15 protein-coding genes are annotated in these 16,212 nt (G+C 33.4%); 12 read left to right on the forward strand and 3 right to left on the reverse strand.

The genetic code is table 11. From position 1 onward, the window contains the following. The first annotated feature begins 157 nt into the window (after nucleotides 1-157). Complete coding sequence (locus LQ673_RS04670) at nucleotides 158-730, forward strand: TetR/AcrR family transcriptional regulator (RefSeq protein WP_239705544.1); 573 nt, start codon at nucleotides 158-160, stop codon at nucleotides 728-730. 263 nt (nucleotides 731-993) lie between these two features. Beyond that, nucleotides 994-1,161, forward strand: a complete 168-nt coding sequence (locus LQ673_RS04675) for a hypothetical protein (RefSeq protein ID WP_185805772.1) — start codon at nucleotides 994-996, stop codon at nucleotides 1,159-1,161. 151 nt (nucleotides 1,162-1,312) lie between these two features. On the opposite strand, the gene LQ673_RS04680 is transcribed toward LQ673_RS04675, so the two are convergent. After that, nucleotides 1,313-1,804, reverse strand: a complete 492-nt coding sequence (locus LQ673_RS04680) for a TspO/MBR family protein (protein WP_126476588.1) — start codon at nucleotides 1,802-1,804, stop codon at nucleotides 1,313-1,315. A 93-nt stretch (nucleotides 1,805-1,897) separates the two neighbouring features. Between LQ673_RS04680 and LQ673_RS04685 the strand changes: the two genes are divergently transcribed. Beyond that, nucleotides 1,898-2,518, forward strand: a complete 621-nt coding sequence (locus LQ673_RS04685) for an NAD(P)-dependent oxidoreductase (RefSeq protein WP_206166599.1) — start codon at nucleotides 1,898-1,900, stop codon at nucleotides 2,516-2,518. Between the two features lie 548 nt (nucleotides 2,519-3,066). Beyond that, nucleotides 3,067-4,878 carry a trypsin-like serine protease gene (locus LQ673_RS04690; RefSeq protein ID WP_239745008.1) on the forward strand — a complete coding sequence of 604 codons (1,812 nt, stop codon included), beginning with the start codon at nucleotides 3,067-3,069 and terminating at the stop codon, nucleotides 4,876-4,878. A 42-nt stretch (nucleotides 4,879-4,920) separates the two neighbouring features. Here LQ673_RS04690 and LQ673_RS04695 read toward each other — a convergent pair whose 3' ends face one another. Beyond that, nucleotides 4,921-6,309, reverse strand: a complete 1,389-nt coding sequence (locus LQ673_RS04695) for a DHA2 family efflux MFS transporter permease subunit (protein ID WP_239739836.1) — start codon at nucleotides 6,307-6,309, stop codon at nucleotides 4,921-4,923. Nucleotides 6,310-6,487: 178 nt separating this feature from the next. Further along, entirely contained in the window at nucleotides 6,488-6,946 is a 459-nt protein-coding gene (locus tag LQ673_RS04700; protein WP_206166597.1) for a MarR family transcriptional regulator, read from the reverse strand. A gap of 274 nt (nucleotides 6,947-7,220) precedes the next feature. Here LQ673_RS04700 and LQ673_RS04705 point away from each other — a divergent pair, with 274 nt between their 5' ends. The 8 genes from LQ673_RS04705 to LQ673_RS04740 all read left to right on the forward strand — a co-directional run bounded on the left by LQ673_RS04705 (nucleotide 7,221) and on the right by LQ673_RS04740 (nucleotide 15,747). Then, entirely contained in the window at nucleotides 7,221-8,783 is a 1,563-nt protein-coding gene (locus LQ673_RS04705; protein WP_239705561.1) for an IucA/IucC family protein, read from the forward strand. Between the two features lies 1 nt (nucleotide 8,784). Beyond that, the gene (locus LQ673_RS04710; RefSeq protein WP_239705571.1) at nucleotides 8,785-9,804 is read left to right on the forward strand and encodes an IucA/IucC family protein; all 1,020 of its coding nucleotides are present in this window, start codon (nucleotides 8,785-8,787) and stop codon (nucleotides 9,802-9,804) included. A 57-nt stretch (nucleotides 9,805-9,861) separates the two neighbouring features. Then, entirely contained in the window at nucleotides 9,862-10,470 is a 609-nt protein-coding gene (locus LQ673_RS04715; RefSeq protein WP_239705581.1) for a ferric iron reductase, read from the forward strand. Next, nucleotides 10,451-11,620: an MFS transporter gene (locus LQ673_RS04720; RefSeq protein ID WP_239705583.1), complete on the forward strand. Its 1,170-nt coding sequence runs from the start codon at nucleotides 10,451-10,453 to the stop codon at nucleotides 11,618-11,620. Before LQ673_RS04715 ends, LQ673_RS04720 begins: the two co-directional genes overlap by 20 nt. Then, nucleotides 11,607-12,731, forward strand: coding sequence for an alanine racemase (locus tag LQ673_RS04725; protein WP_239705585.1), 1,125 nt, complete (start codon nucleotides 11,607-11,609; stop codon nucleotides 12,729-12,731). Before LQ673_RS04720 ends, LQ673_RS04725 begins: the two co-directional genes overlap by 14 nt. 118 nt (nucleotides 12,732-12,849) lie before the next feature. Continuing rightward, on the forward strand, nucleotides 12,850-13,779 hold the full coding sequence (locus tag LQ673_RS04730; protein ID WP_239705588.1) for an ABC transporter substrate-binding protein: 930 nt from the start codon (nucleotides 12,850-12,852) through the stop codon (nucleotides 13,777-13,779). Beyond that, nucleotides 13,769-14,767 (forward strand): FecCD family ABC transporter permease, encoded by a 999-nt coding sequence (locus LQ673_RS04735; protein ID WP_239705591.1) that lies wholly within the window; start codon nucleotides 13,769-13,771, stop codon nucleotides 14,765-14,767. The genes LQ673_RS04730 and LQ673_RS04735 overlap by 11 nt, the downstream gene beginning before the upstream one ends. Continuing rightward, complete coding sequence (locus tag LQ673_RS04740; RefSeq protein WP_239705594.1) at nucleotides 14,764-15,747, forward strand: FecCD family ABC transporter permease; 984 nt, start codon at nucleotides 14,764-14,766, stop codon at nucleotides 15,745-15,747. The genes LQ673_RS04735 and LQ673_RS04740 overlap by 4 nt, the downstream gene beginning before the upstream one ends. The last annotated feature ends 465 nt before the right edge of the window (nucleotides 15,748-16,212 follow it).

Genomic DNA, 16,212 nt, shown 5'->3' on the forward strand with positions numbered 1-16,212 from the left:
CCTCTCCCTAACGAACGGTAGTTTGTAAAAATAGTATATCATTTTCAGAGAAAAAGGCAATGCGTAATTTATTGTGTGAAATGTAAACGTTTTTACGAGTGATTTTTAGTGTATTTTCCTGTATAGTTATTCATAGGAAGTAAAGGAGGCAAATGAAGTGAATAATACATCTGAGAAACTCATTCAAATAAGTATGAGAACCTTTTCTGAAATGGGCTATTATGGAACATCACTAAATAATATTGCCAATGAATTAGGTATTAAAAAAGCAAGTTTATATAACTATTTCAAAAGTAAAGATGAATTGTATGAACAATGTATTGAAAGATGTATGAATAAAGGTATGAAATTAATCAAAAGTATTGATACACAACCTCATAATGCTCATGAAGAACTCACAAAGTTTTTTCAAGAATATATTTATGATTCAGAGTACTTAGTAAAATTCTACATTCAATTATCATTTGCACCATCCAACTTTACAGAGATGATTTTAGAGCATAATAAAGAACTTGCAGTCGTATTTAACAGTAAATTAGTAGATATCCATAAAAATAGTGAATTCAATATAAATCGTGAAGATTTTATTCTATTTATTAATATGTTTGTATACGGATGGCTTTATAGAAAATCATTTGTACAAAATAACGTTACACCTGAGAATATCATTAAAGAATTTGATCAACATATTAAAATATTAATGAATCAGTCCAATGCTGATAATTCATAAAAACTTATAATAACGCGCCATATCAATTAGGATATGGTGTGTTTTTTTTATTGGTTAATCATTTACAAAAAGTTCCGCAAAACCAAAAAACACATTAACTTTAATTGATTTTCAAAACCATTCTTTTTGTGTATAATTTGTTTCAGAAAGTAAACAAATTAATTATTATTTTGTATTTCCAATAATTAAATTACTTTTTTTGTTATTATTTTATATTTTCTGGGTATTACATATATAGCTATACTAGAGAAAGAGGTAGAACCATGGTTAACAACAACGGGAAAGGCTATTATGAAGATATTAGTGATGATTTGTTATATGTTTCACAGTCTATTAGCCAAAAAATCTCATCTGAAGAGTTTAATTTATCAGATGAGAAAGAAATTATTAAAGGCATCCTAGAAAAGTTGGAAGCTCAATCTTCAGAATAATTCGCTATATACCGTCATAACGACTGCTCAGACAATCAAGGCAATCGTTATGATTTTATTTTTTATACAGACATATTTTAAGCGGGTACTCTATTGAGTAATCCCGCTTAAAATATATGCTTAATTGTATTTTTCCTACTAGGTGTATTCCCTATTTCTCCGTATATCTCGGGTTATCTTTATTAAGTGCCCAATTACCTGTTGTTAAATATGAGGCATAAGCAGACCAGCAAACATACGGGATTAATAATAATCCTGCTGTCTTATTCACTTTATAAAATTGAACAGTTGTTAATATGACTGCGCTCAATAATACATAACTTTCAATCAGCGCTGTGCCTCTTAATTTATATTTGAAATACAGTATTGACCATAAGTAATTTAAACCTAATTGACTATAATAAGCTGTCTGTGTTGATTTAGCTGCGCGTTCTTTCGTTATAATCGAATGTGCGATACCCATGCTTAAATATAATATCGGCCATACAATTGGGAATATATAACCCGGTGGTGAAAATGGTGGTTTTTTATTTTTAGAATAATCTTTACGTGCATTTTGAACAGCATATTTACCGATTAGTCTACCACCAACTAACGGTGCTGAAATGATACCAACGTATTTTAATATTTTACTTATTTTCATACAGAACCACCTTTTCAAAAGTTTGATGTCTAGTATATATACCCGAAATTGTCTATCATTAAAATAAGAACTTTTTTAAAAGGAGCAATACAAATGAAAATATTAATTTTAGGTGCTACAGGCAGAGTTGGACAAGAAGTATTAACACATGCACTATCGGACGGTCATGACGTAACCGTACTCGTTCGTGATAAAAATAAATTAAATGTCGATCATCAATCTGTGAGACTAATCGAAGGAAATGTATTAAATCCAAATGATATTCAAAAAGCAGCTGAAGGTAATGACATTAGTGTAAGTGCATTAAGTACAGATGGCTCCACTACATTATCAGAAGCTATGCCATTAATTATAGATACAATGTCACAACAAGGCATTAAACGCATCATTACAGTAGGTACTGCTGGTATATTACAAAGCCGAACTGACAAGAATTTATTGCGCTATCAATCAAACGAATCAAAAAGACGAACAACCCGCGCAGCAGAAGAACATCATAAAGTTTATACAATACTTAAAGATTCAGATTTAGATTGGACAATCGTATGTCCAACCTATTTACCAGATGGCGAAAGAATCGGAGAATACAGAGTCGAACGAAACTACTTACCAGAGAATGCTGTAAAAATATCTGTCCCAGACACAGCAGACTTCGTTTACAATCAAATATCGTCTGACGAATATATCCAATCACGCGTTGGAATAGGATATTGAAATAGAGTGTAAAAATGCCCCAAATGTTGCTAGATATCCTCGTCTTGCAATATTCGGAGGTTCTATGTTGCTAGTCATGCCCGTCTTGCAATATTCGGGGCTTCTATGTTGCTAGTCAGTCGTGTCTTGCAATATTCGCAGCTCCTATGTTGCTAGTCATGCTCGTCTTGCAATATTCGCAGCTCCTATGTTGCTAGTCGTGCCCGTCTTGCAATATTCACAGCTTCTATGTTGCTAGTCATACGCGTCTTGCAATATTCACGGCTTCTATGTTGCTAGACATCCTCGTCTTGCAATATTCGCGCCTTCTATGTTGCTAGACATCCTCGTCTTGCAATATTCGGGCCTCCTATGTTGCTAGTCATACGCGTCTTGCAATATTCGGGGGTTCTATGTTGCTAGTTATACCTTTCTTTCACACCTCTCCTACCTTCATTCACAAATTTGTAAAATATTTCTAAAATAATTGAGAATAATAATCATTTCGTATTGCGCTAGCATGGAAATTTTTGTATATTATGGGTATCATCCAAGAAAGGAAGTTTTACATGAATAAAAACTTTATCAACTTTAGAACGGGATTAGTAAAGTTACCTGTTATTATCGCAGGTGTATTTTTCTTATCTCATCCAACTGTCACTCATGCCAGCGAGAACAATGCATCAACTGAGTCAAACGCAGCTGTAGCTCATGAAGAAACACATACTTCAAATGAATCAAATAATATAGAGAATAAAGACAATTCAACAAATACAAATGAAGCGACAAATTCAGTTGAAGCAAACAAAGAAACAGATAGTAATGCTGCTAACGAAGCTAATAGTGAGCCAACAGCATCACCTTCTGAGCATAATGTAACTGAAAATACTACAAGTAATACAACATCAAGTACTAAAGAAGATACAACTCAACCTGCACCTACTTCAACAGAAAATAATGCAACAGCACAACCTACTCCGACAGCACTTACTGCCGAAGAAGAAAAAGAAGATGCATATTTCACAGATCCTAATTTCCGATATGATACTTCAAAAGACCCTCACTTTGATGAGGATGGTGCTTTAATTGATACTCGTAGAAAATTAGAAAACTATGAGGTCCGTAACAGAACTGCTTATATTTATGTGGAAAATGGTAATTATAAAGGTCAAATCGAAAACTTAAAACATGCTAATGGTACTGGATTAGTTATTGGAGAAAATTATATCCTAACAGCAGGTCATGTTATTTATAGTAATAATTACCCAAGAGGATATTTAACTGGTGGGTATGTTTCACCAGGTAGACATGGTGAATTTGAAAAGTTTGGTCGCTACAAAATTAAAGCAATGCATGTTATGCCACAATACATTGAATCTCCATTGCAACGTTATGATATCGGAATTATTGAAGTAGAACCACATAATGATATGCCAGAATCTATAAGTGAAATAAACCCTTATAACATTAAACCATTTAAGAAAGAAATGCTTGGTAAAAAGATAGAATCACAAGGTTATCCAGTTGATTTAAATGAAGAATCAATAGACCAATATTGGGTTGATGGTACTATCATTCAAAAACAACCTAAAGGAACAGTTGAATTATCGATGTACGGATATTCTGGACAATCTGGAAGTCCTATTATTCTTGAAGGTACTGACGATGTTATTGGTGTATTTAGTTATGATACAACAGGCAATGAATATGGAACTTTAATGACTCCTATAACACATGAAATTTATAACTGGATACAGTCTATTATTAATAAAGACGGTAAAGTAGAAGATCCAACTCAACCAGCTGAGCAACCTAAAGCGGATGAACCTACTAAGCCAGCTGAGCAACCTAAAGCGGATGAACCTACTAAACCGGCTGAGCAACATAAAGTCGACGACACTTCTAAACCGGCTGAACAACCTAAAGTAGACGATACTTCTAAACCGGCGGAACAACCTAAAGTAGACGATACTTCTAAACCGGCGGAACAACCTAAAGTAGATGAGCCTACTCAACCTGCTGAGCAACCTAAAGTAGACGAGCCTACTAAATCGGCGGAACAACCTAAAGTAGACGACACTACTAAACCGGCTGAGCAACCTAAAGTAGACGAACCTGCTAAGCCAGCTGAACAACCTAAAGTAGACGACACTAAACAAGCAGTAAAAGCTACTCAAATAAATAATACTGAAAAGAAAGTAACTGCTACTCAAGTATCTACATCTCATGCTCAGAACAAAACTCAATCAAATGCTAAGCATGATAAGAAACAATTACCAAATACAGGTGAAAATGAAGTGATAACTACAACATTATTCGGTACATTATTCGCAGTATTAGGTAGTTTATTATTCTTCAGAAAACGTAAAACTGATAAATAATAAGATATCCCCTAAGAGATGTTTCATATGAAACATCTCTTTTTATGCTTTCACACTTTTTGAAGGAATCGTCGCCCAACATATAAGCAATAATATAAATACAATTGCTGGGACTAGAAACCCAATGTGAAATGCCATTATATGATTGTGTATAGATATTGTTGCGACGACTGTAGCGATCAATGCGGAACCGAAGCTAGATCCAATATTTTCTACAATATTAATCGTAATACCTGCTTGTGGTAATTGTTCGTCTTTTAAATCTGCATAAGTATTTGTCGTAAATGGTAGTAGTATCCCACCAACACTTATACCTCGTAATAAAAGTAGCATACTCAATATAATGATTGATGTGTTGCCGTCTACAAATACAAATGGTATTGAAGCAACAATCGATAATATTAAACTTACCAATATCACTTTTTTAGCACCATAATGATCTGTTAATTTACCAATCAAAGGTCTCGCTAATAACATACCAATTCCTTGAGGCATTAATGCAATAGCCGCTTCAATCGTATTAAAACCTTTAAAATTCTGAAAGAACAGTGGGAAAATAATCATCGGTCCCATAATCGCTAAATTGGCTAGAAATAAGCCGCTACTTGAAGCTGCATAGTTACGATTTTTAAACAAATTAGTTGGTAATACGGTTTGATAATCCTGAACTCGATTGTATATCAAATAAATCATGATAAGTATAATACTCGCCAATAGCACGAGCACAGTTTCAATATTTGTAAATGAAGCTGTTTCAGTAGCATGTGTAATGCCGTAAATTAACGTAATACTGATTAAAGATAAATTAATTATGCCAAACCAATCTAGTTTCTTACCTTTATTAAAAGGTTCATATGATGGTAATCGTTTAATCATAACTGGTGTGATAATGATCATGACAATGATATTCAAATAAAATATCCATTGCCATGAGACATAATGAATAATAAACCCACCAACTACTGGACCTAATATAGGACCAAGTATCATAGGAATACTTACAATAGCCATAACTCTACCAATTTTATCTTGGCCGGTTGTCTTAACAAGCAGTGTAGCCATCAGCGTTGAAATGATACCTGCACTAAATCCTTGAATGAGTCTAAATAGAATAAAGCAAAAGATATTTGGACTTAATCCAGTTAATACTGAAATGATTCCAAACGTAACGACAGCACTAATATATACTCGTTTACCATCAAAATGGTCCATTAACCAACCAGAAAACGGCACAGCAACTGCCATAGCAAGAATATATCCCGTAACACCCCATTGAATAAAATTAAGGGATGTATCAAAGTATTTCGTTAAATCATCAATCGCAATATTAATCATTGTTGAATCGAGCATGGGCATAATAGCACCTAAAGCAATGGCCCATGCCGCTATCATTGTGCTTTTAGGAATGCGTTCTAATTGTTGAGAAGACATAAATTAACTCCTTTATATTTTGTTTCCACAGAAACATTATAAGAGTGTTTTGTTTCCTAGTCAACAAAAATGATATAAGCAGAAATTTTGTTAGAGACAGAATCCCGAATAATGTCCCTTAGAGATGCCATTCAAAAAAGCTGAGACATGGATGTCTCAGCTTTTATCTACATTCTATTCAAGCTTTTTCTTTCTCAATGACTTGATCTAAGTAGTCACTATATTTATCAAAAAATCGATTCAATGTTTCAAATTCTTCTTCTGTTATATCATCAAAGAATGGTTTGTCTCTTTCTAAAAATTGATCATGCAATGCTAAATGACTGTTATATATTCGGTTTCCTTCTGCTGTTAACTCAAAGTATATTTCTTTTTTATTGTCATCTTTTTGATATACCGTAATCGCATTTTTCTTAATGAGTTTTTTCGTTAATTTACTTATTGCGCCTCGTGTCATAAATAAGTCATCTGATATTTTTTTAACATTTGGATTTTCTATATTATGGATAGCTTCTATACAATGAACTTCTGAGGACGTATATCCAGATAAAGCTTTTTCCATTTTAGGTTTATTTAGCCAGACAATTCTATTTTGTACATGACCCATTTTTTGCATTAAAGACTTTACTTTATTCATCGCTAAATCCCCTTATATTCAATCTCATATATGATAATTCACTTTACACATACTTTTCTTCATAGTAACAGAAATGATAAAAAATCAATAGTTCATTCAATTGTCTTTATCATATTCTAATCTTTTTAGACTAACTAAAGTATTAAAATAATAATTTTATATAATTTATCGTGATTTTTTATTATTATGTTCTATCATTGACAAACCGTTCAAACCTCCTATAATTGAGAATGATTCTCACTATATAAATTATTTGAAAAGGAAGTTGATCTTTTTGGAAATCGTATATAACGAACAGATACAAGAAATACGTCAATATTTTCAAGATTTTTCTGAAGAAGAAATAACTACTTTATACGAGAAAGCATACCGTGAAATCACACGACGTATTGATCAATTATCAAATTTTGAAGATATTGATCAAGATGTCATTTATGATGATGAACGCTTAGTACACGAAATTCAAGACTCTATTCGTAATCTCACTTTGAGCTATATTCAATTCGAACGTGATCATCAACAATATGGTCACCGTTATCAAAATATTTTTGAGTTTGTTGAACAAGAGAATATATCGGATGTCTTTTTTGAACAAAGTGTTACTGAGGGACATCCTTTTCATCCCATGACTAAGACAAAATTAGGATTCTCTATTGATGATGTTATTAAGTTTTCACCAGAATTTAGACAAACGGTGAATGTCATTCCTCTATTGTGCAATAAAGATTTTATAGATGAAATTAATATCTATCAATCACCTGCATTAGAAACTTTTAAAGAGAAAGTTGATACATATTGTAAAGCACATGGCATTAAATTTGAAAACTATGCATTACTGTTTATTCATGAATGGCAATTGAAACATTTTCTGTTACCACAGTTTGAAACATGTTTCGAACAACAGTTCATGATTCCGTTATTCGATTTAGCAGTTGAAAGTAATCCATTATTATCTTTTAGAACTTTAGAAGCACAAGAATTAAATTGCATCGTTAAGACTGCTGTCAATGCACAAGCGACAAGTGCAGTAAGAAATGTGTCACCCGCTTCTATACGTAACGGTATTATTCTCAGTGATGTTGTGGAAGGCATTTATCGTTCAAATGGTTATGATAATAGCTATATTCAAAAAGATTTAGCAGGCAGTTATTTAAACATCAATCAGGCACACGCTAATAAATGTAGCTTTATGTTAAGAAGTCGTATACCTGAACAGAAAGGTGCTCACCAATTAGTAAGTGGCAGTCTGATTACTGATAGCTTTGTTTCAAGAAAACCTATACTCATTGAATGTATTGAAACAATTATGCAAACACAAGACATGTCATTTAATTCTGCAACTCAATTATTCTTAACAGAGTATACACATAATTTATTAGAAGCTACTTATAGATTATTGCTTGAAGAAGGTATTAGTTTAGAAGCACATATGCAAAATAGCACTGTCATTATTAAAGACGGCATGCCTATCTCTATTTATATAAGAGACTTTGGTGGCGTGAGATTATACGAAAGAAATATAGATATCGATGATTCAACAGGTTTGATTACTGACTCATTTGAAGATTTGTTATCTGTATTCTCTCATGCAGTCTTATACAATCATCTGTTCCAGCTTATACAAGTGTTGGCTACTTATGGCTATGACAGCACAAAAGGTTATCAAATCATTCGAAATATGATAGCCGATCATCACGTTCATAGTGCACCTGACATCAATATTTTAAAACAACCAACCTTTAACATTAAATCATTGTTAAAAATGAGAATCTTCGCTGAAGGTTACGATTATCAATATACAAATATCAATAACCCGTTATATATGGAGGCCAAATAAAATGAGTTGGACTAAAGAGGTATATCAACATACAGATAAATATGAACATCACTATATCGAGCAATGTATTCAAGACAGTATTCAAACAACATTTAAGAAATTATTAACATGCTTATATGAAGAAGTAACACCTCCTATACATCATGTAGAATCCATTAAAACAATCACTACTTTATATATTACCGATTCTATATTTATCACTTATGATAAAGCGAACCATCGCGTACAAATTACAGATGATACAACAACTCGCTTTGTTCAAGATCCACTTGAATTAATAGATTGGCTTAATCATTTTAGCGATGAACATCACGATTACCACAAATTGCGTGTTGAAATTGAAAATCATCTCATCAACCAAGCCATTAGCTTTATTCATTGTTCTTATACATCTAAAAGTGACCACCCATTATTACATAGTGAGCAATATGTGATTACAGGACATAACATTCATCCATGCGCTAAGACAAAGTTAGGATTGTCTTTCAAAGAAGTTATGCAATATTCACCTGAATATAATCATGCATTCAAATTAAACTGGTTATTCGTGAAAAAAGGCTTTCTCTATAATAATTTAGAAGCTTCTGAGATAAAAACATTGGCTAACTTTAGTGGTTATTTAGGAGAAATTCCTGAAGATTATGATTTGATACCCGTTCATCCGTTTCAATTCGAACATGTTATACCACAAGTTTATGCAGAAGAGATTCAATCTCAAAATATTATACCGCTTCAACATACTGGTGGACTCGTAAAAAGTACTTCATCATTTAGAACCGTTTGTCCTTTAGATACGATAACACCGATTATCAAATTGCCCGTCAATTCACAAATGACGTCAACAATACGTTCTATTAGTAACAACAGTATTATTAACTCTAAAAATATTGGTGAATATTTCAAATATATTTATAAGACTGACGACCGTCTTAATGAAATCAGCTTACCTGTTTTAGAATATGGCGGAATGACTTACATTCATGACGAAGTAGATAAACAGCGTAACCTGTCATTCATATAGCGAGAAAATAATACACAATATAAACCTGCTCATGCATCACTTTATACAGCGACATGTTTGTTTGAGTTAAATGAACATCACCAAAAAATTTACGTCGATATGATTGAAACAGCTCGAGCAACAGCAACGCCGATTGCTTGGTTTGACCAATATGTTTCATTACTCGTTGAAACCGTGTTAACACTTATGACGAAATACGGTGTCGGCTTAGAAGCACATCTACAAAATATGTCATTTGAATTTATGAACGGTATGCCTACACGACTGCACGTACGTGACTTTGGCGGATTACGAATTGATGCTTCTCGCGTTCCTGAATGGTTAGAACTTAGCAACGCTTTAACAAATGCAACGACTGAAGGTATGTATGAGAAAGTACAAAACACATTAATGAGTAATCACCTCAATACACTTGTGCATCATTTTAGCGAAGATTATGCATATGATCCAAACATGCTATGGCTACGTATTAACCGTACATTTAAAGCCGTATTCGAAGATTTATTATCACAAGACATAGAACATACAGAGGCAGATATTAAAGCCTTTTACAAAGAGACTATAAACGAGAAAGCGTTATTAACGATGCGCGTATCTAATAAAGATCAAGATATTTATATCCAAAAAGCCAACCCACTTCTCATTAATGATGAAGTTAAAGTTTAATCCTTATCATCGTTTTGTCAGTTCTCAGTTTATAGCTCGAACAATCGATTGGGTAGATATTATCGCATTAAATTGGATAACGTTACAAATGACCGGCAGTACTGTTTATATTGCATATATTAATTTTGCACGGTTAATGCCGCAGTTAGCTTTTGCTTTTGTAATCGGTAAAATCATCGATACAGTCAGCTCTACCAAACTCATGTACATCATCCATTGTGCAAATATGTTATGCACAGTATGTGTCGTCTATGCTTTTTGGCAAAAATGGAATATCTACCTCATCCTTTCAATTATTATGGTGCGTTCATTTTTCCAAGCAATCGATACAATTCAAAGAAATGCACTTATACAAAGTTTTGTAACACCAGACAAGCTACATAAAGCAATCAGTTTAAATGCTTTAATTTTAAATATAGCTAGATTAACTGGACCATTTATAGGTGGGATATTATTAGCTCAACTGAATTCTAATATCGTATTATCCCTACCTATTATAGGGAGTTTGATGGTTATGTTATTCAATCAAACTTTGCCAGAGGTCCATCATGAGAAGAAGACACGTCATAAAATATGGTCTTACTTAAGACAACAACCTGTTATTGTCATGCTCATGTTGTCTAGTGTCTTATCGATGCTTTTTGGATTTTCGTATACGATTATTTTGCCAAGCATTGTAGATGAACAATTTGGCAGCCGTACGATGATTTATTCACTCTTTACTGCCATGATTGCAGCTGGTTCTATTATGATTTTAGTCATGTTTATGCGCACTAAAAATATGAACACGATGAAAAGTTTGAAACGATGGGCAATGATATTTACGTTAACCATCATATTATTAATGTTTATTCATGATACATATTTATATGCAGCTGTCTTATTAATAATGGGATTGGCATCACAAGCGTTTAGAACGACCAATCGAATACTTGTTCAACAGCTTGTTGAAGCTAAATATAGAGGGTCTGTATTATCCATTTCAATGATGGACAAAGGTTTCATTCCACTTGGTGGTATATTACTAAGCTTTATCTTTGAACAGTTCAATTTACAAATTGTATATATAACAATGGTTGTTGGACTGCTCATCATGGTCATCTGTGTCATGTTTATGATAAATAAGGAGAATCAATATGGAAAGAATTAAAGAAGTGTTAACAGACAGTAATCACGATTATTATATATATGATTTAACCGAACTAAAACAGCGCATCAATTGGATTAGATCTGTCACGAAACACGATATTTTCTATGCAGTGAAAGCCAACTCTAATATAAAAATTTTAGAAACACTCGCACCTTTTGTTTCTGGATTTGAAGTTGCTTCTACTGGAGAAATTGAAAAGGTTCGATCTATTTCAAAAGAAATTCCAATCATTTACGGCGGACCTGTAAAGACGAAACAACATTTAGAATATGCTTTAGATGAACAAGTGAAATCTATTCAAGTAGAGAGCCTCTTTGAGTTAGATGCATTGCAAGCATTGCTTCAAGACAAACAACAAACAATCGAAGTGATGATTCGCATTAATTTAAGTAACATTCAATCAACAGCTAAATTAAAAATGGCTGGTGTCGCGACACAATTTGGTATGCCCTACAACGATCTAGATGAAGCCATTCAAATCTGTCACGACACAGAAGAAATTACTTTAACAGGTTTCCACTTTCATGCTATGAGCAATAATTTAGATGAGGATGCGCATGTCACATTCATAGAAAGTGCCCTTAAATTTACGCAACAATATCAATCACATTTACCGGAAGACTATGCGATTAATGTTGGTGGCGGTATAGGGATCGACTACGATGATCAAACATGTTTTGATTTTGATTATTTTGCAACACGTATCCATCACCTACCACGCTTAACTTTTGAACTTGGTCGTTTTATTACAGGTCCAATAGGTTATTATGCCGCTCATGTTTACGATATTAAATCTATGCATGATCAAACATTCGTCTTATTAAACGGTGGCACAAATCATTTTAGATTTCCAAAAGCGTGGCAACATCATCAACCTTTTGAAGTCATTCATTCGCATTCAACATCTAACAGAATAAAGTCCATTAATAATGATACGGTCGTATTAGCCGGAAAATTATGTACACCTAATGATGTATTTGGTCTCCCCTATGATATTGAAAGCATACAAACGGGTGACTGGGTCGTCTTTAAATATGCCGGAAGTTACGGATATGACATTAGCCATTTACAATTTTTATCTCATGAACTGCCAGTTATTGAGTATATTTAAATATATTTTATTTAAACTGAAAGTATATTCCAAAAATATATTGACAAAAAAAGGTAATATTTTATAATTGAAAATGAAAATCATTATCATAATTCAACTTGAGAAAGAGGTTAAAGAAATGAGAAAGCTTTTATCAGTTATAGTAGTACTTGTTGTAATGCTTGCAGCTTGTGGTAATAAACAAGAGGCGTCTTCAGACAAAGATACGCATGAAGTGAAACATGCGATGGGAACGACTAAAGTACCTAACAATCCTAAACGTGTTGTTGTATTAACTAATGAAGGTACAGAAGCACTCGTTTCAATGGGCGTTAAACCTGTTGGTGCTGCTAATTCATATGCTGGTGATCCGTGGTATAAGCATTTAGAGAAAAAGTATAAAAACATTGAACCTGTTGGTGGAGAAAGTGAAATCAACTTAGAAAAAATTGCGAAACTTAAACCAGATTTAATTATCGGTAATAAATTCAGACAAGAAGCACAATACAAGAAACTTTCTGAAATCGCACCTACTGTATTCTCTAAAGAACTACGTGGTGACTGGAAAAACAACTTTAAATTATACGCGAAAGCTGTAAATAAAGAAGATAAAGGGAATGAAGTCTTAAAGAATTACGATAATCATGTTAAAAAAGCAAAAGAAGAAATTGGAGATAAAGCAAACTCAGAAGTATCAATGGTTCGCTTTATGCCAGGTGATGTAAGAATTTATCATAAAGATACATTCTCAGGTGTTATCTTAGACGAACTTGGTATTAAACGTCCTAAAGGTCAAGATAAGAATGACTTTGCAGAAAAAGGTGTTACAAAAGAACGTATTGATGCGATGGACGGAGATTACATCTTCTACTTTACTTTCCAAGAAGATGATAAGAAAGTTTCAGCATTAGAAAAAGAATGGGTAAATGATCCAGCCTTTAAAGAATTAAATGCATCTAAAAAAGGTCATGTTTATAAAGTAGATGATGCTGTTTGGAACACTTCAGGTGGTGTATTATCTGCCAATATGATGATTGATGATTTAAAGGAAAAATTGAATGAAAAATAAATATCTTTGGTTATTCCTCCTATTTTCAGGTATGTTTGTCGTGCTATTCATATTAAGTATGATGCTTGGTTATAAACATTTTACCTTTTCAGATATATGGCAACATTATATCCATGGAGAAACAATTAAAGATCAACGTGTACTGACACAATTAAGACTACCTCGCGCAATTTTGGGCGGGGTTGTCGGTGTTTTAATGGGTATTAGTGGTGTAATGATCCAAACCATTACACGAAACCCCTTCGCAAGTCCTGGTATTATGGGTGTTAATAGTGGTGCTAGTTTAATGGTTGTAATTGCGACTGTTGGATTTGGTATGAACGGTGCATTTCAACAAACCGTTATGGCTTTTATCGGTACCATCATCATTGCAACTTTAATTATATTAGCCACAACATTACCATTTAAGCCATTCAATGCGATGGAATTAACTTTATTCGGAGCAAGTATTAGTGCTTTTTGTATGGCTATCACTCAAGGTCTACTTATTTATAATGAATCAGCTATAGAAGAATTAATATATTGGTTAAATGGTTCGGTAGCGAATAAACATATTAATATTTTAATGTACATATGGCCATTTATTATCGTTGGTTTAATCATATCTATTTACATGGCCAAGCCGCTTAATCTTTATATGCTAAGTGATGACGCATTAAAAGGACTTGGAGCTAAAATATTATCCATTAAAGTATTCACGATGATTGCTGTTGTTCTATTAAGTGGATCTGCCGTGGCATTAGCTGGTCCCATCGCCTTTATAGGACTGATTACACCTCATGTTGCGAAATTGTTATGTAAATCTCATAACCATTTTATCGTCATACCTTTATCAGGTGTTCTAGGTGGTTGTCTTCTATTATTAAGCGACATTTTAAGCAGATATTTATTAATGCCGAGAGAATTGCCAGTCGGTATTACAACAGCTCTTATTGGTGCACCAATATTCATTTATTTAATTCTTAATCGTAAGGAGTTAACAGAATGAAGAAATTTATCATACTTATTATCATGCTCATGTTAACGACTTTACTCACACTCATGTTAGGTGATAGCTTTATCGCACCTCAAAATGTATTAAGTGGCTTATTTAAACTTGGTGATCCTTATACAAACTTAGTCATTAATACTTTAAGACTGCCGAGAGTCTTATTAGCAATTGTAACGGGTGCAGCACTTGGCATTGCAGGATGTGTCTTACAATTTATTACGAAGAATCCACTAGCTTCTCCTGATGTGATTGGTATATCACAAGGTGCTAATGTTGGTTCATTAGTATTTCTCATTGTCTTAACAACAAGTACCGAAGCTTTATTATTACCAATAGCTTATCAGCCAATCTTTTCAATGCTTGGCGCGATAATTGTTACGGCATTATTATATTTTTTAGCAATGCGAAAAAGTTACAAACGAGATCGTCTCATATTAATTGGTATAAGCTTTAATATACTTTGCCAAGCAATTGTAATGTTCCTAATATTAACTTCAAATAAACGAAGTGCTCAAGCTCAAATTTGGATTACAGGATCTGTTCATCAAGCAGAATATCAACAAGTCATGATAGTAGGAAGCATCTTACTTATCGTTATGTTTGTTCTGACATATTATGCACGTTCATTTGATATTCATTACTTAGGTAGAAATTTATCATTAGCATTAGGAAATCCTTATCAACACATATCTGTCATTGCATTAATATCAATGAGTATCCTAATTGGGATATCTATGAGTTATGTAGGTGGCATACAATTTGTAGGGTTAATCGCACCACACATCGCACTTAAACTCGGTGCACATCAATTTAGAAATCGAATATTTTATAGTGCCATAATCGGCGCCATCATACTATTATTAAGTGATTTAATCGGTAGAACACTCTTCTTGCCAAAAGAAATCCCAGCAGGAATCTTTACCGCACTCATCGGCTCACCATTCTTTATGTATTTATTAATCAAGAGTAGGAAATGATATATTAATAACACAAAAAGGACTAGAAAATTTTCTAGTCCTTTTTGTTATCTATCTTGATATGACGATTCGTTGTCTCTTGGCTTTACTTAGGTCTTAAGCCATGACTTTTGCGATCTCTTGGCTTTACTTATGTCTTAAGCCATGACTTTTGCGATCTCTTGGCTTTACTCATCACTTAAGCCATGACTTTTGCGATCTCTTGGCTTTACTCAGCACTTAAGCCATGACTTGGGCGATCTCTTGGCTTTATTCAGTACTTAAGCCATGACTTGGGCGATCTCTTGGCTTTACTCATCACTTAAGCCATGACTTGGGCGATCTCTTGGCTTTACTCATCACTTAAGCCATGACTTGGGCAATCTCTTGGCTTTACTCATCACTTAAGCCATGACTTCGACGATCTCTTGGCTTTATTCAGTACTTAAGCCACGACTTTCGCAATCTCTTGGCTTTATTCATCAC

This window comes from Mammaliicoccus sp. O-M54 (genome assembly GCF_022386035.1).
GTDB lineage: Bacteria > Bacillota > Bacilli > Staphylococcales > Staphylococcaceae > Mammaliicoccus > Mammaliicoccus sciuri_A.

Coding starts and splice junctions, on each gene's coding strand:
- LQ673_RS04675 (WP_185805772.1), top strand. CDS start 994: ATGGTTAACAACAACGGGAAAGGCTATTATGAAGATATTAGTGATGAT.
- LQ673_RS04680 (WP_126476588.1), bottom strand. CDS start 1,804: ATGAAAATAAGTAAAATATTAAAATACGTTGGTATCATTTCAGCACCG.
- LQ673_RS04685 (WP_206166599.1), top strand. CDS start 1,898: ATGAAAATATTAATTTTAGGTGCTACAGGCAGAGTTGGACAAGAAGTA.
- LQ673_RS04690 (WP_239745008.1), top strand. CDS start 3,067: ATGAATAAAAACTTTATCAACTTTAGAACGGGATTAGTAAAGTTACCT.
- LQ673_RS04695 (WP_239739836.1), bottom strand. CDS start 6,309: ATGTCTTCTCAACAATTAGAACGCATTCCTAAAAGCACAATGATAGCG.
- LQ673_RS04700 (WP_206166597.1), bottom strand. CDS start 6,946: ATGAATAAAGTAAAGTCTTTAATGCAAAAAATGGGTCATGTACAAAAT.
- LQ673_RS04710 (WP_239705571.1), top strand. CDS start 8,785: ATGAGTTGGACTAAAGAGGTATATCAACATACAGATAAATATGAACAT.
- LQ673_RS04720 (WP_239705583.1), top strand. CDS start 10,451: ATGATGAAGTTAAAGTTTAATCCTTATCATCGTTTTGTCAGTTCTCAG.
- LQ673_RS04725 (WP_239705585.1), top strand. CDS start 11,607: ATGGAAAGAATTAAAGAAGTGTTAACAGACAGTAATCACGATTATTAT.
- LQ673_RS04730 (WP_239705588.1), top strand. CDS start 12,850: ATGAGAAAGCTTTTATCAGTTATAGTAGTACTTGTTGTAATGCTTGCA.
- LQ673_RS04735 (WP_239705591.1), top strand. CDS start 13,769: ATGAAAAATAAATATCTTTGGTTATTCCTCCTATTTTCAGGTATGTTT.
- LQ673_RS04740 (WP_239705594.1), top strand. CDS start 14,764: ATGAAGAAATTTATCATACTTATTATCATGCTCATGTTAACGACTTTA.